Genomic DNA, 23,807 nt, shown 5'->3' on the forward strand with positions numbered 1-23,807 from the left:
TCGTGCATTTACCGACAACACTCGCGCCGTGGTCGCCCCACGACACCCAACTGATCCTGTCGTGCGTACTAGGGCTTGCGCTGATCATCGTCTTTATCAGTGCGCTCAAACTGGCACCGTTCCTGTCGATACTGGTCGGCACGTTTGCTGCCGGGTTTGCCGCCGGCCTGCCGCTCGAAGCGGTGGCAGGTGCTTTCAGCAAGGGAGCGGGCGCGCTGCTTGGAGATGTGGGGATCATCATCGCGCTGGGGGCGATGCTCGGCGCGTTGATGGCCGAGTCCGGCGCAGCGGACCGGCTCGTCTCGACCATCCTCAAGCACTCCACGCCGCGCTCACTGCCGTGGATGATGGCCCTGGTGGCGATCATCATCGGGATGCCGCTGTTTTTTGAAGTGGGACTGGTGATGATGGTGCCGATCATCTTCGTGATGGCGCGGCGCTCCCAGCAGCCGATCCTGCGCATCGCAATTCCCGCCCTCGCCGGCATGACCACGTTGCACGCGTTGCTGCCGCCGCACCCAGGTCCGTTGATCGCCGTCAGCGCCCTGCACGCGGATCTCGGCCTGACACTTGGGTTGGGTCTGATCGTCGCCATTCCGGCGGTGATTTTGGCCGGACCGCTCTACGGCATCTGGTTGTCCGGGCGAATGGACGTGGCCGAGCCGGAGGAAATGGGCAAACTGTTCTCCGCGCAGACCGATACGGCCGAACCGCCCAGCTTCGCCATTTCGCTGATCACGATCCTGTTGCCCGTCATTTTGATGTTAGGGCGCACCGTCGCGAAACTCGCGCTGCAACCGGAAACGTTCCTCTTTAACGCGCTTAATTTTCTTGGCGAGCCGCTAATTGCCCTCGGGCTCACGGTGCTGTTCGCCATCGTGGCGCTCGGCTGGTCGCGAGGCATGCCGCGCGACCGCGTGAGCGGCATCCTGCGCAAAAGCTTGCCGCCGATCGCGGCGCTGCTTCTGACCATCGGCGCAGGTGGAGGACTCAAGCAGGCGCTCGTGGTCGCGGGCATCAGCACGACTATCGGCAAGATCGCGGTCGGCGCGCACCTGCCTTTAATCCTGCTCGCCTGGCTGATCGCCGTCGCGTTGCGCCAGGCCACCGGCTCGGCCACCGTCGCCACGACGACGACGGCCGGTATCGTCGCGCCGGTCGTCATCGGCCTCAGCCCGACGCACAATTCGCTGCTGGCGCTCGCTATCGGCGCGGGTTCGGTGTTCTTCTGCCACGTGAACGATGCAGGTTTCTGGATGGTGCGTGAATATTTCGGATTGAAACTCAAGCAGACCGTTTTCGTCTGGTCGATCCTGCAGACTATTGTGTCGGTGGTTGGACTCGCGCTGACGCTCTTGATGTGGAGTGTCCTGACCTAAGCCGGATCGCTACCGCGTCCACACGCCGTGGCAGTACCTTGGTACCCGCCTGCCGCAGGATGGGCACCTCGCCTGCCCTGCAGCAGCACCTACACTGTCTCGTATCGAAGGGCGCAGCGAACGCGCCTTTTTCTTTCTCTCAACGTGGGAGCATGCGATGCTGGAACTGAGACCGTCCTGTGAAGGATGTGGCAAGTCATTGCCGCCCAATGCGCCCGACGCGATGATCTGTAGTTACGAGTGCACCTTCTGCGAAAATTGCGCGCTAGGCACGCTCGACAACGTGTGTCCGAATTGCGGCGGCAATTTCCAGCCCCGGCCCATCCGTCCGCGCGCGATGCTCGCCAAAAATCCCGCAGGCGCGCAGCGGCATTCTGTACACATCAACGAAGCCGGCCACGCGGCCTTTCTCGAACGGTATCGCGCGATCCCGCCCGGCGAGCGCTAATCCGCTGTGGTCGCTTGCCGGCGCGTCAATCGTCAGAATGGACCTCGCCGGCTCCATCGAGCCCGCTTAACTCGCGCGACGCCGTCCGCAGCAAACTGATTTGTTTGCGGTAGTTGCGGCAGCCGCTGCAGATCGGAAGATGCAGGCCGACCGCGATCCACTCGCCGGCCTTCAATGGCCGATCGAGCGCGTCGGATAGCAGCCGCGTGATGTGCTTACATTTCCCCATTCGCATCTTCTCCGGAAAGGCCCTTTTCGGTCAGGCAGGTGCGCAGCCGTAGCCGTGCGCGATACATCAGGACGCTGCAGTGATTGGCGGTTATCTGCAATTCAGTACATGTCTCTTCAGTGTCCAGATCGAGGAATTCGCGCATCATGAACACACGGCCGATATGTTCCGGCAGATGATCGAGGCACATCTCGAAGAGCTGCCAGAATTGCTGCTGGCGTAGCGCGGTCTCGGGCGTCGGCCATAGACGCGGTTTGGCCTCTTTCGACCAGTGGCCGTTGTCCTTGAAAAGCTCGCGGTCGAGCAACGCTTCGTCGTCGAGTTCGGAGTCGAGCGCTGACAGGTTCACCGTGCGTTTGCGGGCGCGCAGGGTGTCGACCAGTTTGTGCCGCAAGATCCCGAACACCCACGTCTTGTGCTCCGATTGCGCGGCGAATCGATCCGCTTGCGACCACGCCGCGGCGAGCGCTTCCTGGACGGCGTCTTCGGCGGCGGCTGCATCGCGCAACTGCAGTCGGGCGAAGCGCAACAGATCGCGCCGCAGTTGCGTCAGATAAACCGGGTCGTCGAAACCCCGCTCCGCCGTTTGCCTCATGCCCGGTCCCACCGCCGTACGGCGTCCGGGCAAGCGTCAACTGAATCCCCAATCGGGCCCGGCGCCGCTTTAACGCGTCTGTTCGGACGCGCTGCAAGATCGATGGTGTTCATGTGTGGATATTTGGGGTATCGAAGATGGGGCGTGGCGCTCATCTTCGCGCTCGCTCCTGCTGTAGCAGACGGAAGTTCAGCATGGATTTGCCTGCAGCGGCGACGTAAACACAGATAAGTCGGTAAAAGCGCGCGTTTATGACAGCGGTATCGGCAATATTGAATGTTTTCTCTTTGAACGGGGCGCTCGAACATTTTCGCCGCGAGGCAACGATCCTCGCGCGGTCCGCCACCATTCAAATGTCCCGCGTCATTTGGGTGCATACGTGCTACAGTGGCTCAACCGCTTGTTGATCTCTCGCGCGCTTGCGCCGACCCCCTCACGTCTTCGCTTTATCGCGCTTCCCGGATCGATCAGGATCCCTCTTTAAGTCACTACGCGTGGCCGCTGCTCCAACGTAACGGAGGCGACCTTCGTTTGCGCGTATCGACATCCCTGCGCCAGTCGCAGAACCGTTTGCCGCAGAAACCGCAGTCGTGTGTTGTGAGTCGCGCAAAAGGCGGCGTCCATACCGCGATCGCCACCCGGCAAACCACTTACGGGAGACAACTACCATGAACAACATCATCAGAAGCTACCGCGGACTCGAGATTTATCCGTTGGTTTATCCGCATCAGCCTCGGGGAGCAAACGGCACGCGTCACTACGATGCGGGTTTCGATGCCGCGGTGAAGATCTGCCGGCGCGGCAAGGACGACACGATGACGACGAGCCGCGTATTTCGCGTGCCAAGCCGCTCGCCCTTCGGCACGACGGGCGATGCGCGGATGGCCTCGGCAAGTCACGCGGAACAGGTCATTGACGGCATGATTGCCGGCCAGTCGATCGTCGGGTTGTGAACGGCGTCCCGATGGCCTATTCCACTACCACCGCCCGGCGCCAGCCGCTACAAGACCAGCCGGATCGCCCTGGCCGGGAGAATTATCACGTTGCGGTATCGTCGCGCCGTACGTCGAGCGGGACTGTGCCGACGCTTAAGGTCACACGTTTGAGCGATGGGCGGGCGATCTACCCGTTCCAGGGGCATGCGGACATGCCGTTTTTCGAAGACGCACAAGCTGCGGAACTGTACGCGCAAACGTACGGCTTGCAGCTTGTAGATGGGGATATCGCCGTACCGGAGTAACCGCAGGCGAAAGAACAGACGCTATTCCGGCGTCTTGCGGGTTGTCGGCGTGACCGGACGATAGCGCCATTTTTCCGCTCCGTCGCACTACCGCGCCACGCTCCGACAGCGGCCATTTGCCTTAATTCGTCTCAGACCGGAGACGTGCTTGACTGCAAAGGCAAAACCTCCACTTATCCACAAGGTTATTCAGCGAAATTGTGGATAACTTTGGAGGCCGCAGGGTTATCCACCGCAACCTCCCGCGAAGCGCCTTCACGCGTCACACGTGATGGTGTCCCGTCACGCGATCCCAGCCATGCCGCACCGCTGCCTTGAACCGTTCCCACGTATCGGTCGCGGCCGGTGACGTGGTTTCCCAGTGGCGCCGGGCTTCCGGCTCGACGTCGTCCCAGGGGCGGTCGCGAAAGCGCGCGTCATGGGCAATCGTCGCGCCGTAGCGATACGCGGGCACGTAGTCTTCGTAGCGAGCTTCCTCGCTCGCGTACTGCTCGTCGTAATGATTGCGGAAGTCTTCTTCATACTCGAGAAACTCGTCCGGAATCGTCTCGCCTTCGATGGGTTCCGGGCGTCGCGCGGCGGGCGCCACATCGACCGGCGTGAACACGGCGCCAAACCCCGGCGCGCTGCCAGCGGCAATGGTGTTGAGCGTGGCCGCTTCGCTGAGTGGCCGCGCCGTCAAAGGCTCGTCGACTAGCGGGTCGGCAGGCACGGGCGGCACGCCTCGCCGTGGATCTCCCGGGGCGACGCTCGCAGAGGGCGGCGTATTGACGCCGCCTATGCCGAGTTCGTCGAGTACCGAGTTTTCCCGGCGGGCGGCCGGTTCGTCCCGTTCTGTGTCCCAGCCCGGTTGGCGTTCACCGATGTCGGTGGCGCCCAGCCGTGCCAGGGTGCTACTGGCGAGCTCCGCGTGCGACTCGCTGGCAGCGTTGACGCAAACCAGCACCGCACCGCGGCGCACGGCGTCGGTATATCGCTCTGCCTCCGGCGCGCGCGGCTCCTTGGCAAACAGGCTGGAGATGAAGCGCTCGATATTGGCCAGCACGCCGGCGTTTTCGACTGCGTCGGTCGCAGAGGGCACCGGGTTGGCCTGCAACTCGATGGCGTCATAGGCGAAACCCGTTTGCACGAGCGTGTCGCGCGCGCTCTCCGCCTGGGCGTAAGTGCCGAATAAACCAATCACGGTATGTCGCATGGCTGTCTCCCTACGTTTTACTGACGGCCGCCGCGATAGCGCGGAGCCTTCTACTGGTCGAGACGCGCAACGATCGTGCCGGACCCTCACGCAGCGTCAGGCGGCGCGTCTGCACAGCCATGTGCCACGTGGGTTAGCGAGTTAGAGGCGGAGGCCGGCAGCCTGGCAAGGCGCTTCTTTTACAACAACTGGTAATTCGGGCCGTGCGTGCTGCGCTGCCGAAAATTCAAAGTCCCGCGTACCCAGCGTCGAAACCCGCCGTAACACGGTCAATTCGCGGAATGCGCACTGTTCTGTGCCAGATCGTGCTGGATATCCTGCAGCAGCTTGTCGAGGAGGGCGATATCGAACGGTTTGGACAGTACCCGAACGTCGACATGTCGTGCGCGGTCGAGTTCTTCCGCATAACCGGTCACGAGAATGACTGGCAGGCGGGTTTCGAAGGCCTGAACCGCTTCGGCCAGGTCGATACCGTTTGTCGTACCGGGCATATGGATGTCGGAGATCACCAGGTCGAACGGCAGCGGATCGCCGGTGCGCTTCTGCCTGGCGTGCGCTTCGTCGAACAGGCGCAGCGCGGTATCCGCGTTGAACACGCAGGTGACCTGGTGGCCCATCATCTGCAGCAAGGCTTCGGTGCCGGCGGCGACCTCGTCGTTGTCTTCGACCAGCAGGATGCGCAAGCCTTGCGGCGTGCCCGTGTCTTCGACGTTCGGCTCGACGGGGCGTTCGACCTCCGGCAGCGCCGCGGCGCGCGGCAGGTACAGCCGCACCGAGGTGCCCGCGCCGATCGCGCTGTCGATCGCGGCGAGGCCGCCCGAGCGCTCGCAAAATGCGAACACCTGCGGCAAGCCCAAGCCGGTGCCCATGCCTTTCGGCTTGGTCGTGAAGAGCGGCTCAAAGGCCCGGGCGAGTACGTCCGGCGGCATGCCGACACCGGTATCCTCGAGCGAGAGTTGCACGAAATCGCCCGTCAGCGGAAAGCCGTCTTCATGACGGAAGGTAATGTTGGCTGCCCGGACGGTGAAGCGGCCGCCGTTGGGCATGGCGTCGCGCGCGTTGACGGCGAGATTGATCAGCGCCAGTTCGAGTTCTGCGACGTCCACGCGCATCGGCCAGACGTCGGTGCCGATGTCCATCACGAGCGAAACTTTTGCGCCCAGCGACGCGCGCAGCAATTCGCGACAGGCCGGCAGCCAGCGCTCGACGGCGAGCGTCTCGTTGCGCAACGGCTGCTTGCGCGCCACGCCGAGCAGCTGGCGCGTGAGCGACTGACCGCTCTTGAGCGCCCGCTCGATGGCGGAGAGCTCGCGATCGAGCCCCGGCGCGCCGCGCCGCCGCGCGATCTGCACATTCGCCGAGACGATCATCAGCAGGTTGTTGAAGTCGTGCGCGACGCTGCCCACCAGATTGCCGAGCGCTTCCATCTTGCGCGACTGCCGATAGGCGGATTCGATCGAGCGCCGCATCGAAGCCTCGGCCTGCCAGCGCTCCCACGCTTCCTCTTCCGCACCGAGACGCCGCAGCGACAACCAGATCACGCACCACAGCACGATGGATGGCGTGAACATCGACAGGATCAGCACACTCAGATGGCGGTACCAGGCCGCCCAGATCGCCGACGTGCGGTAGCCGCACGACACGTAGACCGGATAGGCGCCGACGCGCCGGTACGCCACGATCAGGTTGTCGTTGGCGAACACCGAGTGCAGCCGGACCACGCCGGCGTGGCTGCCTTGAGCCAAGGCTTGGCTGAGCTGCGTGTGGGGCGTGATCATGGCCGGCTGGCCAGGCGCCGGCGGGTAATGGGCGAGAACCGAGCCGTCGGCGCGGGTCAGGCTCATGGTCATCGGCGTATTGGTGCCGCCGAGCAGTTCCTGATAGAAGGCGATGAAGTAGCCCGGCCGTAAGGCGACCGAGACCACCCCGGCGAAGCCGCCGTCAGCGTTGCGCCGCGCGACGCCCGTGTTGAACACACTTTCGCCGGCAACCTGGCCGACCATATCCTTCGAGACGTGTTCGAGTACCTTGCCGTCGCGAATGCCGGTGAAGTCGTCGCGGTTAGCGATCGACACGGCTGGGGGCGGATTGAACCGGCTGCTCGCGAGGAGCGAGCCGTCCTCGCCGAAAATCGACACCGCTGCGACCTGGGGGTAACCGCCGCCCATGGTGCGTAGCTTGTCATGGATCTGCGCTTCGTCCGCGCGAATACCGTTGTCGTCGAGGCCCTGCACCAGATCGACGACGCGCGCGTCGAGCGCTTCGTTCATGTCGAACACTTTCAGCGCGTGTTCTTCTCCGACGCGCACCGTGTGCACCGTCAGATCGGTGGCGTCGGCTTCGCGGGCGTGCAGATCGCTGACGGCCATGGCCGCTACGTAGACGCACGGTAGCACGATCGCCGCGATCAGCAGGGCGATCAGCGTCATGCGCCGGACGTGGAAATTCTGCTCCGGGACGACCGGGAACAGCGCCTCGTCTTCGCGTTCAGCGGAGAGGCGACTCGCGTCGCGCGGGTCGGACCGGTCGGATGTCATCTTTAATACCGCTACTGTCGTCTGGGACGGAAAACCTTACGCCTACCATCATACGAGAACCCGGAATTTGCCGGGAAGGATTGTCGAAACCGGTAACAATAGACCTCGGGAATGATGCGAAAGTTTTTTCTCCAAACAGCGAAGAATCCAGAAGCGCAAACGTACACAAAAGCATAAACGGGTCATAGCTTGCGTTTGAGGATATATAAAACCCACAAACTGTCATATGGCGAGTGATTTCTGTTCGTTAAATCCATATTGGCGAGTTGCCTTTTCGCTGGAATAATTTAAGAATCCTGCCACGATAAAAAGTGCGTCCGCCATGCTCGGACGTCTTTGCCGCGAGGGCCAGCCCGAGAACGCATTGCTAGCGTGACGGAGGGAGTTCGCGGAAACGCGCGCGACAGGCTGGGGTACGCCTTCATCCATTCGGCCGCGCAGAACCACCTTTGGGGTAGGCTCGAACATGCCGGTCATCGCTATCGTCCCGCGTGCGCACGCGCGCATCCGCATCGTTCCCATCGCACGCGCAACTGCGTGTGCCGTCCCTTGCTGTTCGTCATTCACGCAATTGGTAGTCCCGCTCGCGTCGAGGCATGCTTCGGCCGGTCTGTGTCCGGGCCGCTAAAGAAACTTTGATCCAGGCCGTTAATCCGACCGAGCCCATTCCGTTTTCACCCTCCCGCCATGTCATTGCCCATTGTGATCGCCGACGATTCGTTGCTTGCCCGCAAGGTGCTCACAAAGGCGCTGCCGCCGCAGTGGGATGTGGACGTCAGCTACGCATCCAATGGGCGCGAAGCGCTCTCGCTGTATCGCGAAGGCAAGGCGTCCGTGATGTTCCTCGACCTGACGATGCCGGACATGACCGGCTATCAGGTGTTGGAGGCGCTGCAGCATGAGGACCTGAACACGTTCGTGATCGTCGTGTCGGCCGATGTGCAGCCGATGGCCCAGGCGCGCGTGCGCAGCCTGGGCGCCATTGCCTTCATCGCCAAGCCCGTCACTCCCGAGGCAGTACTACCCATCCTCAAGGAGTACGGGTTGTATGAGTGAGCCAGTCCTCAACGAAGATCGGCGCGACGCGCTGCAGGAGGTTGCGAACCTTGCGATGGGCCAGGCCGCGACGCGGCTCGCTCGCCTGCTCGATACGTTTATCGAGCTGTCCGTGCCGCGCGTGCAGGTGGTCGAGGTAAGCGACGCGGCTGCGGCGCTGCGCAAGATGACCGGCATTCAGGAGACCGTGAGCGCCGTGCGCCAGGGTTTCCGCTCCGACATCAAGGGCGAGGCCCTGGTCATTTGCCGCAGCGGCAGCATCGACCAGCTGTGCGCGCTGGTGAACGACCCGTATCCGCGTTCGGCCTACGAGGCCGTCAGCCAGCAGGAAGTGATCTTCGACGTCGCCAATGTGCTGATCGGCGCTTGCGTCTCGTGCATCCTCGAGCAGCTTGGCCGCACGCCGGTATTTTCGGCGCCGGGTCTGCTCGGCGAGTCGATGTCGCTCGAGGACGTGTTTCAGCCCGGTTTGCTCGGCTGGGAAGTCGCGTTGCTGGTCGAAGTCAACTTCGCGCTCGAGGACCAGAGTTTCCGCGCCCACCTTGTCATGCTGATGGCCGAAGAGTCCATCGTGCACATGAATGACGCGCTCGACGCGTTGCTGTCCAGTCTATGAATGTCTCCGCTTCGCTAAGCGATCTCGTTGTCGAACGCGTCGGTTTCGGAATTTTCGTGCTTGATCGCGATATGAACGTGCTGATGTGGAACCGTTTCATGCAGGATCACAGCGGTTTATCGGCCGAGAAGGTGGTCGGCAAGTCGATTTTCGCCAATTTTCCCGAATTGCCGCGCGTGTGGCTGACCCGCAAGCTGGAGAGCGTGTTCCAGCTCGGCAGCTTCGCGTTCAGTTCATGGGAGCAGCGGCCCTATCTGTTCAAGTTCGACCACGACCGGCCCATTACCGGCGGCGTCGATTTCATGCAGCAGGACTGCACCTTTATGCCGCTCACGCGCGACCGCGAGGTGGTGGCCGTGTGCGTGACCATCTCCGATGTAACGCACGTGAGCATCGTGCAGCGCGAGCGCGAAGAGGCGGTTGCCAAGCTGCAGGAGTACGCGGACCGCGACGGCCTGACCGGCATCGCGAACCGTCGCTATTTCGAAGCGCGCCTGCGCGACGAGTACACGCGCTGGCAGCGCTACGGCGGCGATATGTCGTTGCTGCTGTTCGATCTGGACCACTTCAAGAAGATCAACGACCAGTTCGGCCACGGTGTTGGCGACACGGTGCTGCGCGAGATGGCGCAACGGGTTGCGCAGGTGGTGCGAGTGCAGGATACGTTCGGCCGCTTCGGCGGCGAGGAATTCGCGTTGCTCCTGCCATGCACGCCGCTCGAAGACGCGATGCAGGTGGCCGAGAAAATCCGTCATACGATTGGCGACGAGCCGGTCGAGGTGCAGGGCGCCCAGGTACCGGTGACGGCGAGCGTCGGCGGTGCATCGGCGCGGGTCGGCGTGCCGAACTATGACGTGCTGATCAACGAGGCCGACGCCGCGCTCTACAGCGCCAAGCGTCAGGGCCGCAACCGCTCGGTCGCCTTTATCTGACCGGTCTGGCGCCGCCTGCCGCCGCGCCGCCTTGTCATCCGCAAGATTGGCCGATTGCGCCCTCAAACTGCGCCGTCTCGCAAAGATTGTTATACTTTTCGCCGTTTCCGGTATCCCTTGCCGGTGTTATCGCGCGTGTCCGCGCGCGCGGCCTGCCCTCTGGGCGGGCACGCTTCCGATTTCTTGACCGCCTCCAGAGGGCCCCTCAGCGGAGATCGTCTTGGCTGTTTCCAATCTTGTCGTGGACGATACTGAAACCGACGCCGCTGCCGCCACGTCAGGCAGCTCGTTTTACCTCGCGATGCGCATCCTGCCAGCGGCGCAGCGCGACGCGATGTATCAGGTCTACGCTTTTTGCCGCGCTGTCGACGATATCGCCGATAGCGACCTGCCGCGCGCCGAGCGCTCGGCTGGACTCGAGCGCTGGCGCGCCGATATAGACGCGTGCTATGCCGGCGCGCCGCGCGCTTCGTTGCGCGCGTTGACGCGGCACATCCACACGTTTCACCTGCAACGCGAAGATTTCCACGCCATGATCGACGGTATGGCGATGGATGCCGCCGAAGATATCTGCGCGCCGGACGACGACACCCTCGACCTCTATTGCGACCGTGTCGCGAGCGCCGCGGGGCGTCTGTCGGTGAGGATCTTCGGGATGCAGGAAGAGCCCGGGCGCCAGCTGGCGCATCACCTGGGCCGGGCGCTGCAGCTGACCAACATCCTGCGCGATATCGACGAAGACGCGGACATCAACCGCTGCTATCTGCCGCGCGAACTGCTCGCGCTCGAAGGTATCGCCACGACGACGCCCGCGATTATTGCCGACGATCCGTCGCTGCCGCGCGTCTGCTGCAAGCTGGTGAAGCTCGCGCGCGAGCATTTCGCCCAGGCCGACGCGATCATGGACGCCTCGCCGCGCAATCACGTTCGCGCCCCGCGCATCATGTCCGGGGTCTATCGCTGTCTTCTCGATCGCACCGTTGAACGCGGCTTCGATCTGCCGCGCACCAAGGTCAGCAAGCCTAAGGCGCGTCTGTTGTGGATCGTCGCCCGGTACGCGTTTTTCTGATGCCGAAACTCGTCCACGTGATCGGCGCGGGTCTCGCCGGTCTGGCCGCCGCCGTGCAATTGCAGCGGCGCGGCGCGCAGGTCGTGTTGTACGACGCGGCCGGGCAGGCGGGTGGACGCTGCCGCTCCTGGTACGATCGGACGCTCGGTGCGACCATCGACAGTGGCAATCATCTGGTGATGTCGGGCAACGACGCGACGCTGAATTACGTGCGTGCGATTGGCGCGTTCGACGAGCTGGTCGGGCCCACTCAGCCCGAATATCCGTTCATGGACCTGGCGACACGGGCGCGCTGGACCGTGCGTCCGTCGGCTGGACTCTTGCCGTTGTGGGTCTTCGATCAGGCCGCGCGGGTGCCCAATACCCATCCGGGCGACTATCTGATGCTCGCGCCGCTGCTGTTGGCGAAGCCCGGCCGGACGATGGCGCAGACCATGCGCTGCGACGGGGTGCTTTGGGACCGCTTGCTGCGGCCGCTGCTCCGCTTGATGCTCAACCACGAGCCGCGCGAGGCGAGCGCCGAACTGGCCGCCGCGATGATTCGCGAGACGCTTGCGGCTGGTGGTCAAGCGTGCCGGCCGCTGCTGGCGCGCAATGGCTTGAGCAGCGCCTTCGTCGATCCGGCGCTGCGTCTGTTGCAGCATGGCGGGGCGGCGATACGGCTTGGCGCGCAACTGAAGGAAATTGTGTTTGCGGACACGGGCCGGGTGAGCGCGCTGGAGTTTGCCGAAGGCGACGGCAATCAGCGCGTCGAACTCGACGATCAGGCGGCGGTGGTGCTGGCGGTGCCGCCGGATATCGCGCAGACGCTTGTGCCCGGTCTGCAGGCGCCGCGGCGCTTTAGCGCGACGCTCAACGTGCACTTTGCCGTGGAACCGCCGTTCGGGGTGCCGCCGCTGATGGGGCTGCTCAACGGCACGGCCGAGTGGCTGTTCGCATTCGACGGGCGTCTTTCGGTGACGATTAGCGGTGCCGACCGCTTGCTCGACACCCCGCACGAAACGCTTGCGAAGACGGTCTGGGCCGAAGTCGCCCAGGCCGCGAGCCTGCCGCTCGAACCCATGCCGGCCTGGCAGGTCGTGTCTGAACGCCACGCGACCTTTGCCGCGCTACCGGGCGAAGAAATGCGCCGCCCCGGCACGCGCACCCGCTGGAAAAACCTGACGCTCGCGGGAGACTGGACGGCCACTGGCTTGCCCGCGACGATCGAAGGAGCGATCCGCTCCGGCCAGAAGGCCGCGGATACGCTGCTGAACGAACCGATGGAACGCAGATGAACGATTTTTCCCTTGCCCAGACGACGGGCGCCAATCAAGACGATTCAGCCGATTCTCCTGACGCAGTCGTCTCACCTGACGCGTCCGGGGTGGCCGCTGTTTCGCCCGCGAGCGAGCCCGACGCTGCTGCGGCTACCGCCACTGCAGGCGTTGGTGCCGCTACACAGTCCGCCACCACGCTGGACGCCGCCGTCACCCGCGCGACCGACGCGATTCTCGCGGCGCAGCGCCCCGATGGCCACTGGGTCTATGAACTCGAAGCCGACGCGACGATTCCTGCCGAATATGTGCTGCTGACTCACTACCTTGGCGAAGAGCCGAACGTGGAACTCGAGCAGAAGATCGCGCGCTATCTGCGCCGCATCCAGTTGTCGAACGGTGGCTGGCCGCTCTTCACGGATGGCGCGCTCGACGTCAGCGCAAGCGTGAAGGCATACTTCGCGCTGAAGATGATTGGCGATCCTGAGGATGCCGATCATATGCGCCGCGCCCGCGAAGCGATTCTCTCGCACGGCGGCGCAGAAGCGTCCAACGTCTTCACGCGCGTCCTGCTCGCGCTGTTCGGCGTGGTCTCCTGGTATGCAGTGCCAATGATGCCGGTCGAGATAATGCTGTTGCCACAGTGGTTCCCGTTCCATCTGTCGAAGGTGTCGTACTGGGCGCGTACCGTGATTGTGCCGCTGCTCGTGCTCAACGCGAAGCGCCCGGTGGCGCGCAACCCGCGCGGCGTGCGTATCGACGAACTGTTCCGCGGCGCGCCCGTCACAACCGGACTGTTGCCGCGTGCCCCGCATCAGCATCAGGGTTGGTTCACCTTCTTCCGCGGCGTCGATAACGTGCTTCGCCTGGTCGACGGCCTGTTTCCAAAGTACACGCGCGAGCGTGCGGTCAAGGCGGCCGTTGCCTTTGTCGACGAGCGTCTGAATGGCGAGGACGGACTCGGCGCGATTTTCCCGGCGATGGCCAACTCCGTGATGATGTATGACGTGCTGGGCTATCCGGCCGATCATCCGAGCCGAGCGATTGCTCGCCAATCGCTCGACAAGCTTCTCGTCATCAAGGATGACGAAGCATATTGTCAGCCGTGTCTGTCGCCGGTGTGGGACACCTCGCTCGTGGCGCACGCGCTGCTCGAAACCGGCGAGCCGCGTGCCGAGCAGGCTGCCGAGCGCGGTCTGCAATGGCTGCGTCCGTTGCAGATTCTCGATGTGCGCGGCGACTGGATCTCGCGCCGCCCTGATGTGCGTCCCGGCGGCTGGGCGTTCCAGTATGCAAACGCGTACTACCCGGACGTCGACGATACGGCCGTGGTGGTGATGGCCATGCAGCGCTCGGCGGCGCTCACGGAGTCGAACGTCGATGATGCGGCGATTGCCCGCGCCCGCGAGTGGGTGGTCGGCATGCAGAGCAGCGACGGCGGCTGGGGCGCATTCGAGCCGGAAAACACGCAGTACTACCTGAACAACATTCCGTTCTCCGATCACGGCGCGCTGCTTGACCCGCCCACTGCGGACGTGTCGGGCCGTTGTCTGTCGATGCTCGCGCAACTGGGTGAACTGCCGGCCAACAGCGAGCCGGCTCGCCGCGCGTATGACTACATGCTCAAGGAACAGGAGTCGGACGGCAGCTGGTATGGCCGTTGGGGCATGAACTACATCTACGGTACGTGGACGGCGCTCTGTTCGCTGAACGCCGCTGGTATGACGCATGACGACCCGCGCATGAAGCGCGCCGCGCAGTGGCTCGTGTCGATCCAGAACGACGACGGCGGCTGGGGCGAGGACGGCACCAGCTACAAGCTCGATTACCGCGGCTACGAGCGCGCGCCGAGCGTGCCGTCGCAGACCGCGTGGGGCGTGCTCGGGCTGATGGCGGCGGGGTGCGTCGAACATCCGGCGGTGGCGCGCGGCATCGAGTATCTGTTGCGCGAGCAGCGCGAACACGGTCTGTGGGATGAAGCCCGCTTTACCGCCACCGGTTTTCCGCGTGTGTTTTATCTGCGCTATCACGGCTATCGCAAGTTCTTCCCGCTCTGGGCACTGGCGCGTTACCGGCAACTGAAACGTGACGGGCTGACGCGCGTTACGGTCGGGATGTAGTGTGTCTACGTCTTCTGGTTCTAGTCAGTTGTTCCCTTCATCCAAGGCAGGCGGAAGCAGGCTGCCCGTGATCGCGGTCACGGGCATGGCTTTCGAGGCGCGCATTGTGCGTGGCGAGGGCGTCGAGGTGGTGTACGCGGCGCGGGCCGATCTGCTCGAACGGGCGCTGCGCGCCGCGCTCGCGCGCGGCTGCTCGGGCATCATCAGCTTCGGTACGGCGGGCGGGCTCGCGCCGGATCTGGAACCGGGCGCGCTGATCGTGGCGGATGCCGTAGAAGGTCCGCACGGGCGTTTCCCCACCGATCCGCTCTGGTCCGGGCATCTGGCTGCCGCGCTGGCGGCTACGCCGCTTGGCGCGAGCCTGCGCCGTGGCCTGATGGCTGGCGTGACGGCGCCGCTCACGGGCGCCGACGACAAAGCCGCTTTGCATCGCTCCAGCGGCGCGCTCGCTGTAGATATGGAATCGCATATCGCGGGCGCCATCGCCGCGGCTCAGGGCCTTCCGTTCGCAGTCTGCCGGGCGATTGTCGATCCGGCGCGGCGCACGTTGCCTTCGGCAGCCACGGCCGGCTTACGCGACGACGGTAGCACGGCGATTGGGCCAATCCTGCGCGAACTGCTGAAGCAACCTTCCCAACTCGGGGCCCTTTTAAGGGTGGCGACCGACGCCCGTGCGGCCCGCACGGCGCTGGTTCAGGCGCGGCAGGCGCTAGGTGCGGCCGGAGCGTTGCAGCCGGGTGTGTGAAACGGGGCTAGATGTCTGTACCCTCTGCTGCGCGGCATAAGGGAAAACCCTTAATTTTGGTATAATCTAGGTATTAACCCTAGATTCCGGCTGCGATGCCGGCCCGCATCACCTCACGAAGGGGATACCAGATGAATTTCCACACCAGAAAATGGGTCAAGCCCGAAGATCTGAATCCGAACGGCACGCTGTTCGGTGGCAGCCTGCTGCGCTGGATCGACGAAGAAGCGGCCATTTACGTCATTTGCCAGCTGGACAACCAGCGCGTGGTGACCAAGCTCATGTCGGAGATCAACTTTGTCAGCTCGGCGCGCCAGGGCGACATCATCGAACTGGGCATTACCGCGACGCACTTTGGCCGGACTTCGATCACGCTGCGCGCTGAAGTCCGCAACAAGATCACCCGCAAGAGCATCCTGACGATCGAGAAGATCGTGTTTGTGAATCTCGGCGAAAACGGCGAGCCGGCTCCGCATGGCCGCACGCAGATTCGCTTCGCGGATGAGGCGTTTGAGCGCTATCGCTCGAGTTTGGCTCCGGCGGCCCAGCCGGCGGCGAGCGTCGAGGATGCGGCAGCCGGCGTCGAAACCGATACGATGCATTGAAGTGAGGCTGGGGCGTCTTCTTACGCTCGTCACCAGAGGCGAAAAATGAAACAGCCCGACCGGCGTTGATAGCCGGTCGGGCTGTTTCGTTTAGCGCTGGCGAAAGGACGGCGACAAACTACTTGCATTGCCCAGACGAATGCGACTAGTTACTGCCTCAGCGGAACCGGCGCGGCGGCGCCGGAAGCTGCTGCTGCGGCTGCCGCGCCAGATGCCGCCGGAGCCGTGGCGGCCTTCGCCGAGCTTGCGCCGACGGGAGCCGATGCGCCATTGGCGGGTGCGGCAGGTGCCGATGAATCACCTGGGTCAGTGTAATTCGGTGCCCCTGCGGGCGCTGCACCCGATGCGCCATTGGCGGGTGCGGCCGGTGCCGATGAATCACTTGGATCCGTGTAGTTCGGCAAGCCGGCGGGTTCCGTGCCCGAAGCACCATTAGCTGGAGCAGCCGGCGCCGACGAATCACCCGGGTCGGTGTAGTCCGGCAGACCAGCAGGCGCCGTCCCAGATGCTCCTGTTGCCGGCGCCGCGCCCCCACCGTCCGAGCCCGGATCACCATAGTTCGGCAGCGGAGCGGGCGTCGAACTCGAACCACGCAACAGCGACTGGCGCTGCTGCGTATACGCGTCGCGAACGAACGAATATTTATCGAGCGCGGCAGCCTGCAGCAGGTCCGACGCACCGAGCAGATCGGCGCGCGCGCTGATGAACTGCGCGATATACATCGGATTCCGTACGGCCGGCTTCAGATAGTGGATCACGTTAAAGCGGAAGTCGACGATATAGCCCGTACTGTCACGCACTGAGCTCGGTCCGAACAACGGCAGCACCAGATACGGACCCGCAGGCACGCCCCAGCGGCCAAGCGTCAGTCCAAAGTCTTCATGATGCTTCGGCAACCCCGCCGGCGTGGCAAAGTCGAGCAGACCGCCGATCCCGAACGTCGAGTTCATCACGAAGCGCATGACATCTTCGGTCGCATCCGTGATTTTCAACTGCAGAAGGTTGTTGGCGGCATTGCCCAGGTCGCCGAGATTGGAAAAGAAGTTGCTGATCGCCTGACGGACCGGTTGCGGCGTGACCTTCTGATAGCCCTTCGCAACGGGCTGCGCGATGGTCCGGTCGAGCGCATCGTTGAACTTGAAAATCTGCCGGTTCATCGGTTCCAGCGGGTCGCCCGGCTTGCGGTCGGGACCCGTCGCGCACCCTGCAAGCGCACCTGCAACGAGCAGGGTCAGGGCGGTGGTTCGCATCTTCATTTGGTGATTCCTTGCTTTTCTTTCGATGCGCGACGCGCGCGCGGCTTACCCATCAGGACGGGCTGAAACACCACTGCGCCGATCAGTGTGCACAACAGCGATAGTGCGAGCAACCGCCCCATGCTCGACGTGCCCGGATGATGCGACAACCAGAGGCTCCCGAACGCCGTTGCGGTAGTCGCCGCGCTGAACATCACGGCGTGCGTGAGACTCGACTGCAGCAGACCCGTTTGTCCGTTGCGCCACGCCATGACGAAGTAGATCTTGAACGCGACGCCTACGCCGAGCATAAGCGGCAACGCGATGATGTTGGCGAAATTGAGTGGCATGCCGAACACAACGCACAATTCAAGCGTGACCAGCGCCGACACCAGCAGCGGAATCAGCGTGCGCAGCACGTCGCTGAGTCGCCGCAACGCGAGCCATAGCAGGATGGTGATAGTCACCAGCGCCCACGCGGCGGCTTCCAGGAACGCCTTGATGATTACGTCTGCGGAATGCAGGATCGAGATGGTCCCGCCGATCGCGTCCGGCTCCGTCGTCTTCACCGCATGGGCGAAGCGTCGCAGCATCGCATCGTCGCCTGGGTCTGCGCCTGGCGCGACCTTGGGAGCGATGTCGACCAGCGCGCGGCCGTCGGCCGCGACCCAGTCGCGCGAGATTTCGGGCGGCAAGGTGGCACGCGTGATTTCGCTCGGCTGCAGCAGTTCGGCGAGTTGCTGCAACGCGATCTTCAGCGTGCTGGACATCGCAGTTTCTGCGCGGTCGCGCGTGGCGGCATCTGCGGCGGCAAGCTTTTGCAGCGTCGTCGATAGATGCTGCGCCTCGGCCGCACCCGGACCGGGATGGTCCTCCGCGGCAAGCGACAGCTGGTTGGCCGCTCGCTTCAAGGCGGCAACGCGCAACGCATCGCTCGACGGCGGCGCGGGCGTTTGCGTCAAGGCGGGCAAGAGCTGCTGCGCTGCGCTATTGATGAGCAGAAGCTTTTGGGACTGGTCGGTCGGAATGAAGGTGCTCAGTGTCGTGACAAGGCCCACCTCCGGCAGTGTCCTGAGATGCGCCGCGATCTTGTCCGCGTCCGCGAGCGATGGCGTCAGCACGTGCACGTTGTTGACAGCGGCCTCGGGCGAATCCTTCAGCGAGAGCAGTGTCGCCATCGATTCCGTATGCGGGTCTTTCAGATGCAGCGGGTTGAAGTCGAAGCGCAGATGAGTCAGCAACGGCATCGCACCGACGACAACCACGAGGGTGCCGATCAGGACGGGCTTGCGGTGACGGTCGAGGAAATCGTCGACGGGTGCCAGTTGCTTGAAACCTGGCGAAGCGACTTCACCAGGTGGATTGAAAATCTTCAGGAGTGCCGGAAACAGCGTCATGTTGGTCCCATACGCGACGAACATGCCCACGCCGGCGATCTGCCCCAGCTCCGCCACGCCGCGGTAGGCGGTGGGCAGGAACGAGAAGAACGCTTCGGCCACGGCGACCGCGGCGAGCGTCAACGGTACGCCGATGGTATGCGCGGTGTTGACGAGGGCGGCGGCCAACCGGTCATCGCGATGGCGCTCCTCGCGGTACTTCACGCCGAACTGGACCCCGAAGTCGATCCCAAGCCCGACGAACAACACCATGAACGCAACGGAAATCATGTTGAGCGCGCCGACCATCATCAGGCCGAGCGCGGCGGTGATAGCAAGACCGACGAACAGCGTGATGAGCACGGCGACGATCATCCGGCCCGAGCGCAACGCGAGCCACAGGATCACGAGGACCACGACGAAAGTGATGATGCCGTTGAGCGCGGCGCCATCTTGCACTGAGGCCAATTCTTCGTCGGAGAGCGGTTGTTCGCCGGTCAGACGGATCGACGCGCCATAGTGGGCGTTGAGATCGAGCGACGCGGCCGTGGCGCGGATGGCGGCGGAGGCGCGGGCGCCGGGTTCGAGCGCACCGTAGTTGACCACCGGCTGCACGGTGATGAAGGCGCGCGCCGGGTTCGTGCTGATGTCCTTGTCGACCAGCGCGCGCCACGAGAAGGCGGCGGGCTGACCGGCGAGCACACGGTCGAGCACGGTGGTGCTTTGCGAGAGCAGATGGCTCATATCGCTGAGCTTGACCTGGCCGAGCTGAAGCGGCAGCAGCAGGCTGGTGGTGAGGACCCCTGCAAGACCGGTCAGACTGGGATCTTTGGCGAGCGCATTGACGAGGGGACGCGACTGAACGAGTTGTCCGGTGGTGGACTGGACCTGGTCGAGCGATAGAAACAGCAAGCCGTCGTGTTCGAAGAACGGACCGCCGGCCGGTTGCGTGACGGCGACGAATTCCTTGGGCTGCTTTTTCAGCGCGTCGGTGAGAGCGTTTGCCGCGGCATCGGCGAATTCGGGGGCACGCGCTTCGACGACGACCAGCACGGTTTGGCCGCGTTGGGGGAAGGCGTTATCCATGGCGTCGTCGAGGGACGACCAGGCCTTGTTGGTTTCGACGAGACGGCTGATGTCGGTGTTGATCTTGAAGTGATGGACGACGTAATAGCTACTCAGGACCGCGAGGATGAGCGATATGAGGATGACGCGCAGCGGGCGGCTGACCGACCAGGCGACGAGGCGGACGATAGATGACTTCAGCATGTAGGCGAGTGGGGCCCTGTCACAGATGGCGTTTTTGGCATAAGGGCATAAGTATACCGACGTAGGGCCAATTGGCTCAGGTTGTGGGGCACGGACGAAGCAGCAAAATCGGTATACTGGCTTTCAGCGTGGCCCGGTGGGTCATCCAGTGGTCATATTTACTGTCCTGATGAGCTTATGAAACGTTATCTGTCTGCTTTTCTGGCAGCGGCGGTGGTTTCCACCGCGGCTTTTGCGCAAACCGCGCCTGATGCGGTGGTAAAGAATGCTGTTGAAGGCACGGTCAGCGCGATGAAGGCCGACCCGCAGGCGCGCGGCGGCGACATGGGCAAAATCACCCAGGTGGTGGTAACACATTTCGTGCCTGCAACGGACTTTCAGCGTACGACGCGGATTGCTGTGGGCAAGGCGTGGACGACGGCATCGCCGGAGCAGCAGAAGCAGTTATACGAGCAGTTTCAGACGTTGCTGGTGCGGACTTATGCTGCTTCGTTGGCGCAGTTAAGGGATCAGGATGTGACGTTCAAGTTCGCGCCTGCGAATGTTGGCGCTGGCGGTAAGGATGCTGTTGTGCAGTCGCACGTGTTGAGCAATGGCGGGGATGATTCGGTTGGGTATCGGATGGAGAAGACCGATTCCGGTTGGAAGGTTTACGACATCGATATGATGGGGGCTTGGTTGATTCAGGTTTATCAGACGCAGTTTGCAGATCAGCTCGCTAAGGGTGGAGTTGACGGGCTTATTAAATTTTTGACTGAGCATAATGCTCGGAGTGCGGGATAGGGCTTTGGTTTTTTTGCCTGCGGTGCCTTGGTTTTTTGGTTTTACCGGGTGTTGGCCTTTCCTTGCTTTGTTATCGGTCTATTAGCTTCGCCCCTGTGCGGGGCGGCACTTACTTTCTTTGCCGCCGCAAAGAAAGTAAGCAAAGAAAGCGGGCTTGCAACCGCCAGTCTGTAGGTGTCCACCACTGGCATGAAGCCGAAGTGGTCCGCGCACGCAATGTGCCCTCACGCCACCCCCGTTAGTGACAAGGCAGTCATCCGTTCCAGCGTCGCGCTACGCGCCCCGCCGTTGGACATAACGCCCTTCTCATGCTCTGTAGGGATGCTGACTATGTTGGGTGGACTTGTTTGGTGGGCTGAGAAGTTCCTTCACCTCGCGTCCGGGAGCGGCGGAATGTGCGGCGTTCTTTGCGTTCCAGCGACCCCCGCCTTCCTTTGCAAACCCATCCGCGACGCACGTAGTGCGGAGTGGGGTGGATGAGTGCTTTGTCACTAAGTGTGGTGGTGCGAGGGCACGGTGCGTGCGCGGACCGCTCCGGGTTAGCTTGAGTGGTGGACACCTAAAGGCTGGCGGTTGGAAGCCCGCTTTCTTTGCTTACTTTCTTTGCGGCGGCAAAGAAAGTAAGTGCCGCCCCGCACAGGGGCATCGCTAATAGACCGATAAGACAGCAAGGAAAGGCCAACACCCCAGTAAAACCAAAAAACCAAGGCGCCGCAGGCAAAAAAAGCCCCGCAAAGAGCGACAAAAAAAGCAAAAAGCGCACCGTCAAAAACCCGATGCGCTTCAAGCAACAACTAAGCGGAAAACAGTAAAACCAAGCCCCGCGAAGGGCCCCAAAGCGGGCAGCTTTAATGAGCCGTAGCAGTCTGGACCTTCTTCCCCTTACCAGCGCGCCCAATCTCCTCAAGCTTAATCTCGACATGCCGCGAGAAAACAAACTCAGCAGGCCTTTGCTTATCCAGAGGAAGATCCTTGGCAAACGCGCCTGAAGTCTTAGGCCCGCGCAGCGAAACCCCAAGAGCCTTCAGCGGATGCGTAACCGTATCCATGACGGCGGTAGCCTCAAACCCACAGTGCACCATGCAGTCAGCACACTTCTCGTAGTTACCCGTACCGTACTTCTCCCACTCCGTCGTCTCCATCAGTTCCTTGAAGGTCTTCACATACCCTTCGCCGACCAGATAGCACGGCTTCTGCCAGCCAAACACCGTACGCGCCGGATTACCCCACGGCGTGCACTGATACGTCTGATTACCGGCCAGGAAATCGAGGAACATCGCCGACTGGCTAAACGACCAGTTCTTGCCGTTGTTGCCGCGCTTGAAAATCTCGCGGAACAGATGCTTCGTCTTGTCGCGGTTCAGGAAGTGCTGTTGGTCCGGCGCGCGTTCATACGCGTAGCCCGGCGAGACGGTGATGCCGTCCACGCCCATTTCCTTGACCGTATCGAAGAACTTGGCGACGCGCTCCGGCACAGCGTCGTTGAACAACGTGCAGTTGATGTTCACACGGAAACCGCGGCGCTTCGCTTCCTTGATCGCGGCCACTGCCTTGACGTACACACCCTCTTGCGACACCGAGTGATCGTGCGCCTGCTCGTCGCCGTCCAGATGCACCGACCACACGAAGTATGGGTTCGGCTCGTAGTCGTCCATCTTCTTTTCCATCAGCAGCGCATTCGTGCAGAGATACACGAACTTCTTGCGCGCGATGATGCCCTTCACGATCTGCGGCATTTCCTTATGCAGGAGCGGCTCGCCGCCTGCGATGGAAACGACCGGTGCGCCACACTCGTCCACCGCGCCCAGACACTCTTCGAGCGACAGACGCTGGTTCAGAATAGGATCCGGATAGTCGATCTTGCCGCAGCCATTGCAGGCAAGGTTGCAGCGGAACAGCGGCTCGAGCATCAGCGCCAGCGGATAGCGCTTATTGCGCGACAAATGCTGACGCATGATGTATGCGCCAACCCGGACTTTCTGGAGCAACGGAATAGACAAGGTGTCCTCCTTAAACTTCGCGTGCGGCGAGTGGTTGCGTCAACTTCGACGGCAACTTGAATTCAACTTTCTCTTCTCGGCCAGCCATCGTCGTAACGTCGACAGGCCCCAATGCGCGCAGCGCATCGATTACGTTTTCAACCATTTCCTCAGGCGCCGAAGCGCCCGCCGTGATGCCGACCGTCTGCACATTCGCAAACCACTCCGGCTTCACTTCCGAACCGTCCGCCACCAGATAGCTCGGTACGCCCGTCTCGCTGCCAATCTCGCGCAGCCGGTTCGAGTTCGAACTGTTCGTTGCGCCCACCACCAGCAATACATCAACCTGCGTGCTCAACTCGCGCACCGCCGCCTGGCGGTTTTGCGTCGCGTAGCAGATGTCCCGTGTATCCGGACCCACAATGTTCGTGAAGCGCCGCTGCAACGCGTCGATGATGCCGCGCGTGTCGTCCACCGACAACGTCGTCTGCGTCACATACGCAAGCGGCGCGTCCTGCGGCAGATCCAGGTGCGCGACCTCGGCCTCGCTCTGCACCAGCAATACCTTGCCGGGGATCTGGCCAATCGTGCCTTCGACTTCCGGATGGCCCGCGTGGCCGATCAGGATCAGCGTGCGGCCGGCGCCCACGTATTGACGCCCCTGCACGTGCACCTTGGTGACGAGCGGACAAGTGGCGTCGAGCACGTCGAGGCCGCGTTGCTCCGCGGCGCGCTCGACGGTCTGAGCCACGCCGTGCGCGCTAAAAATCGCCACGGCGCCTTCCGGCACCTCATCGAGCTCTTCGACGAACCGCGCCCCTTTCTGACGCAGGTTGTCGACCACGTGCCGATTATGGACGATTTCGTGACGCACATAGACCGGTGCGCCGTGTTGCTGCAACGCGCGATCGACGATTTCGATCGCCCGGACCACCCCCGCACAAAAGCCACGGGGTTGAGCAAGGATGACTCGCATAGGCTGCCGAACTCCGACTGACGCTGGTTTCGATGAAGTCGGTAAAAACGACTTTGTCGCCGCGACCATGATATTAATTGATGTCTTAAACCAGCGTTAAGCCGGTAGACGAAAACCAAACGCGCATTCTAACGCTATCGGGCTTGCTTTGCTCTGGCCAGGGCCGG

The 23,807-nt window shown here is 62.9% G+C and carries 22 protein-coding genes; 13 read left to right on the top strand and 9 right to left on the bottom strand.

Annotated features, from left to right (window positions below):
- Nucleotides 1–2: 2 nt before the first annotated feature.
- Together BUS06_RS23975 and BUS06_RS23980 are read left to right on the top strand one after the other, a co-directional pair.
- Nucleotides 3–1,379 (top strand): GntT/GntP/DsdX family permease, encoded by a 1,377-nt coding sequence (locus BUS06_RS23975; protein ID WP_074266908.1) that lies wholly within the window; start codon nucleotides 3–5, stop codon nucleotides 1,377–1,379.
- Nucleotides 1,380–1,536: 157 nt separating this feature from the next.
- On the top strand, nucleotides 1,537–1,827 hold the full coding sequence (locus BUS06_RS23980) for a DUF1272 domain-containing protein (RefSeq protein ID WP_074266909.1): 291 nt from the start codon (nucleotides 1,537–1,539) through the stop codon (nucleotides 1,825–1,827).
- Between the two features lie 25 nt (nucleotides 1,828–1,852).
- Here the strand turns inward: BUS06_RS23980 and BUS06_RS38325 are convergent, their stop codons facing one another.
- Complete coding sequence (locus BUS06_RS38325) at nucleotides 1,853–2,062, bottom strand: zf-HC2 domain-containing protein (protein WP_254368949.1); 210 nt, start codon at nucleotides 2,060–2,062, stop codon at nucleotides 1,853–1,855.
- Nucleotides 2,043–2,651, bottom strand: coding sequence for an RNA polymerase factor sigma-70 (locus BUS06_RS23990; RefSeq protein WP_074266911.1), 609 nt, complete (start codon nucleotides 2,649–2,651; stop codon nucleotides 2,043–2,045). Before BUS06_RS23990 ends, BUS06_RS38325 begins: the two co-directional genes overlap by 20 nt.
- A 668-nt stretch (nucleotides 2,652–3,319) precedes the next feature.
- Here BUS06_RS23990 and BUS06_RS23995 point away from each other — a divergent pair.
- Both BUS06_RS23995 and BUS06_RS24000 read left to right on the top strand, forming a co-directional pair.
- The gene (locus tag BUS06_RS23995; protein WP_074266912.1) at nucleotides 3,320–3,604 is read left to right on the top strand and encodes a hypothetical protein; all 285 of its coding nucleotides are present in this window, start codon (nucleotides 3,320–3,322) and stop codon (nucleotides 3,602–3,604) included.
- Nucleotides 3,605–3,615: 11 nt separating this feature from the next.
- Entirely contained in the window at nucleotides 3,616–3,891 is a 276-nt protein-coding gene (locus BUS06_RS24000) for a DUF6723 family protein (RefSeq protein ID WP_074266913.1), read from the top strand.
- A 262-nt stretch (nucleotides 3,892–4,153) separates the two neighbouring features.
- Here BUS06_RS24000 and BUS06_RS24005 read toward each other — a convergent pair whose 3' ends face one another.
- Both BUS06_RS24005 and BUS06_RS24010 read right to left on the bottom strand, forming a co-directional pair.
- Nucleotides 4,154–5,086: a hypothetical protein gene (locus tag BUS06_RS24005; RefSeq protein WP_074266914.1), complete on the bottom strand. Its 933-nt coding sequence runs from the start codon at nucleotides 5,084–5,086 to the stop codon at nucleotides 4,154–4,156.
- Nucleotides 5,087–5,355: 269 nt separating this feature from the next.
- Entirely contained in the window at nucleotides 5,356–7,623 is a 2,268-nt protein-coding gene (locus BUS06_RS24010) for a hybrid sensor histidine kinase/response regulator (RefSeq protein WP_074266915.1), read from the bottom strand.
- Between the two features lie 687 nt (nucleotides 7,624–8,310).
- Here BUS06_RS24010 and BUS06_RS24015 point away from each other — a divergent pair.
- From BUS06_RS24015 to BUS06_RS24050, 8 genes are all read left to right on the top strand, one after another.
- Nucleotides 8,311–8,679 (top strand): response regulator, encoded by a 369-nt coding sequence (locus BUS06_RS24015; protein WP_074266916.1) that lies wholly within the window; start codon nucleotides 8,311–8,313, stop codon nucleotides 8,677–8,679.
- Nucleotides 8,672–9,295 (top strand): chemotaxis protein CheC, encoded by a 624-nt coding sequence (locus tag BUS06_RS24020; protein ID WP_074266917.1) that lies wholly within the window; start codon nucleotides 8,672–8,674, stop codon nucleotides 9,293–9,295. Before BUS06_RS24015 ends, BUS06_RS24020 begins: the two co-directional genes overlap by 8 nt.
- Nucleotides 9,292–10,227, top strand: coding sequence for a sensor domain-containing diguanylate cyclase (locus BUS06_RS24025; RefSeq protein ID WP_074266918.1), 936 nt, complete (start codon nucleotides 9,292–9,294; stop codon nucleotides 10,225–10,227). The genes BUS06_RS24020 and BUS06_RS24025 overlap by 4 nt, the downstream gene beginning before the upstream one ends.
- A 220-nt stretch (nucleotides 10,228–10,447) precedes the next feature.
- Nucleotides 10,448–11,296, top strand: a complete 849-nt coding sequence (hpnD, locus tag BUS06_RS24030) for a presqualene diphosphate synthase HpnD (protein ID WP_074266919.1) — start codon at nucleotides 10,448–10,450, stop codon at nucleotides 11,294–11,296.
- Nucleotides 11,296–12,573: a hydroxysqualene dehydroxylase HpnE gene (gene hpnE, locus BUS06_RS24035; RefSeq protein WP_074266920.1), complete on the top strand. Its 1,278-nt coding sequence runs from the start codon at nucleotides 11,296–11,298 to the stop codon at nucleotides 12,571–12,573. The genes hpnD and hpnE overlap by 1 nt, the downstream gene beginning before the upstream one ends.
- Nucleotides 12,570–14,672 carry a squalene--hopene cyclase gene (shc, locus tag BUS06_RS24040; protein ID WP_074266921.1) on the top strand — a complete coding sequence of 701 codons (2,103 nt, stop codon included), beginning with the start codon at nucleotides 12,570–12,572 and terminating at the stop codon, nucleotides 14,670–14,672. Before hpnE ends, shc begins: the two co-directional genes overlap by 4 nt.
- An 85-nt stretch (nucleotides 14,673–14,757) precedes the next feature.
- Entirely contained in the window at nucleotides 14,758–15,417 is a 660-nt protein-coding gene (locus tag BUS06_RS24045; RefSeq protein ID WP_143787728.1) for a phosphorylase, read from the top strand.
- 131 nt (nucleotides 15,418–15,548) lie between these two features.
- Nucleotides 15,549–16,022, top strand: coding sequence for an acyl-CoA thioesterase (locus tag BUS06_RS24050; protein WP_074266923.1), 474 nt, complete (start codon nucleotides 15,549–15,551; stop codon nucleotides 16,020–16,022).
- 149 nt (nucleotides 16,023–16,171) lie between these two features.
- Here the strand turns inward: BUS06_RS24050 and BUS06_RS24055 are convergent, their stop codons facing one another.
- The gene (locus BUS06_RS24055) at nucleotides 16,172–17,278 is read right to left on the bottom strand and encodes an MlaA family lipoprotein (protein ID WP_074266924.1); all 1,107 of its coding nucleotides are present in this window, start codon (nucleotides 17,276–17,278) and stop codon (nucleotides 16,172–16,174) included.
- A complete protein-coding gene (locus tag BUS06_RS24060) occupies nucleotides 17,275–19,902 on the bottom strand; it encodes a hopanoid transporter HpnN (protein ID WP_074266925.1) in 2,628 nt (875 codons plus the stop codon). The genes BUS06_RS24055 and BUS06_RS24060 overlap by 4 nt, the downstream gene beginning before the upstream one ends.
- 177 nt (nucleotides 19,903–20,079) lie before the next feature.
- Here BUS06_RS24060 and BUS06_RS24065 point away from each other — a divergent pair, with 177 nt between their 5' ends.
- The gene (locus BUS06_RS24065) at nucleotides 20,080–20,685 is read left to right on the top strand and encodes an MlaC/ttg2D family ABC transporter substrate-binding protein (RefSeq protein ID WP_074266926.1); all 606 of its coding nucleotides are present in this window, start codon (nucleotides 20,080–20,082) and stop codon (nucleotides 20,683–20,685) included.
- Between the two features lie 559 nt (nucleotides 20,686–21,244).
- Here the strand turns inward: BUS06_RS24065 and BUS06_RS37930 are convergent.
- From BUS06_RS37930 to ispH, 3 genes are all read right to left on the bottom strand, one after another.
- Nucleotides 21,245–21,472 carry a hypothetical protein gene (locus tag BUS06_RS37930; protein WP_167379423.1) on the bottom strand — a complete coding sequence of 76 codons (228 nt, stop codon included), beginning with the start codon at nucleotides 21,470–21,472 and terminating at the stop codon, nucleotides 21,245–21,247.
- Between the two features lie 61 nt (nucleotides 21,473–21,533).
- Entirely contained in the window at nucleotides 21,534–22,685 is a 1,152-nt protein-coding gene (hpnH, locus tag BUS06_RS24075; RefSeq protein WP_074266928.1) for an adenosyl-hopene transferase HpnH, read from the bottom strand.
- A 10-nt stretch (nucleotides 22,686–22,695) separates the two neighbouring features.
- Complete coding sequence (gene ispH, locus BUS06_RS24080) at nucleotides 22,696–23,640, bottom strand: 4-hydroxy-3-methylbut-2-enyl diphosphate reductase (protein WP_074266929.1); 945 nt, start codon at nucleotides 23,638–23,640, stop codon at nucleotides 22,696–22,698.
- Nucleotides 23,641–23,807 lie beyond the last annotated feature (167 nt).

Source organism: Paraburkholderia phenazinium, from assembly GCF_900141745.1.
Lineage (GTDB): Bacteria > Pseudomonadota > Gammaproteobacteria > Burkholderiales > Burkholderiaceae > Paraburkholderia > Paraburkholderia phenazinium_B.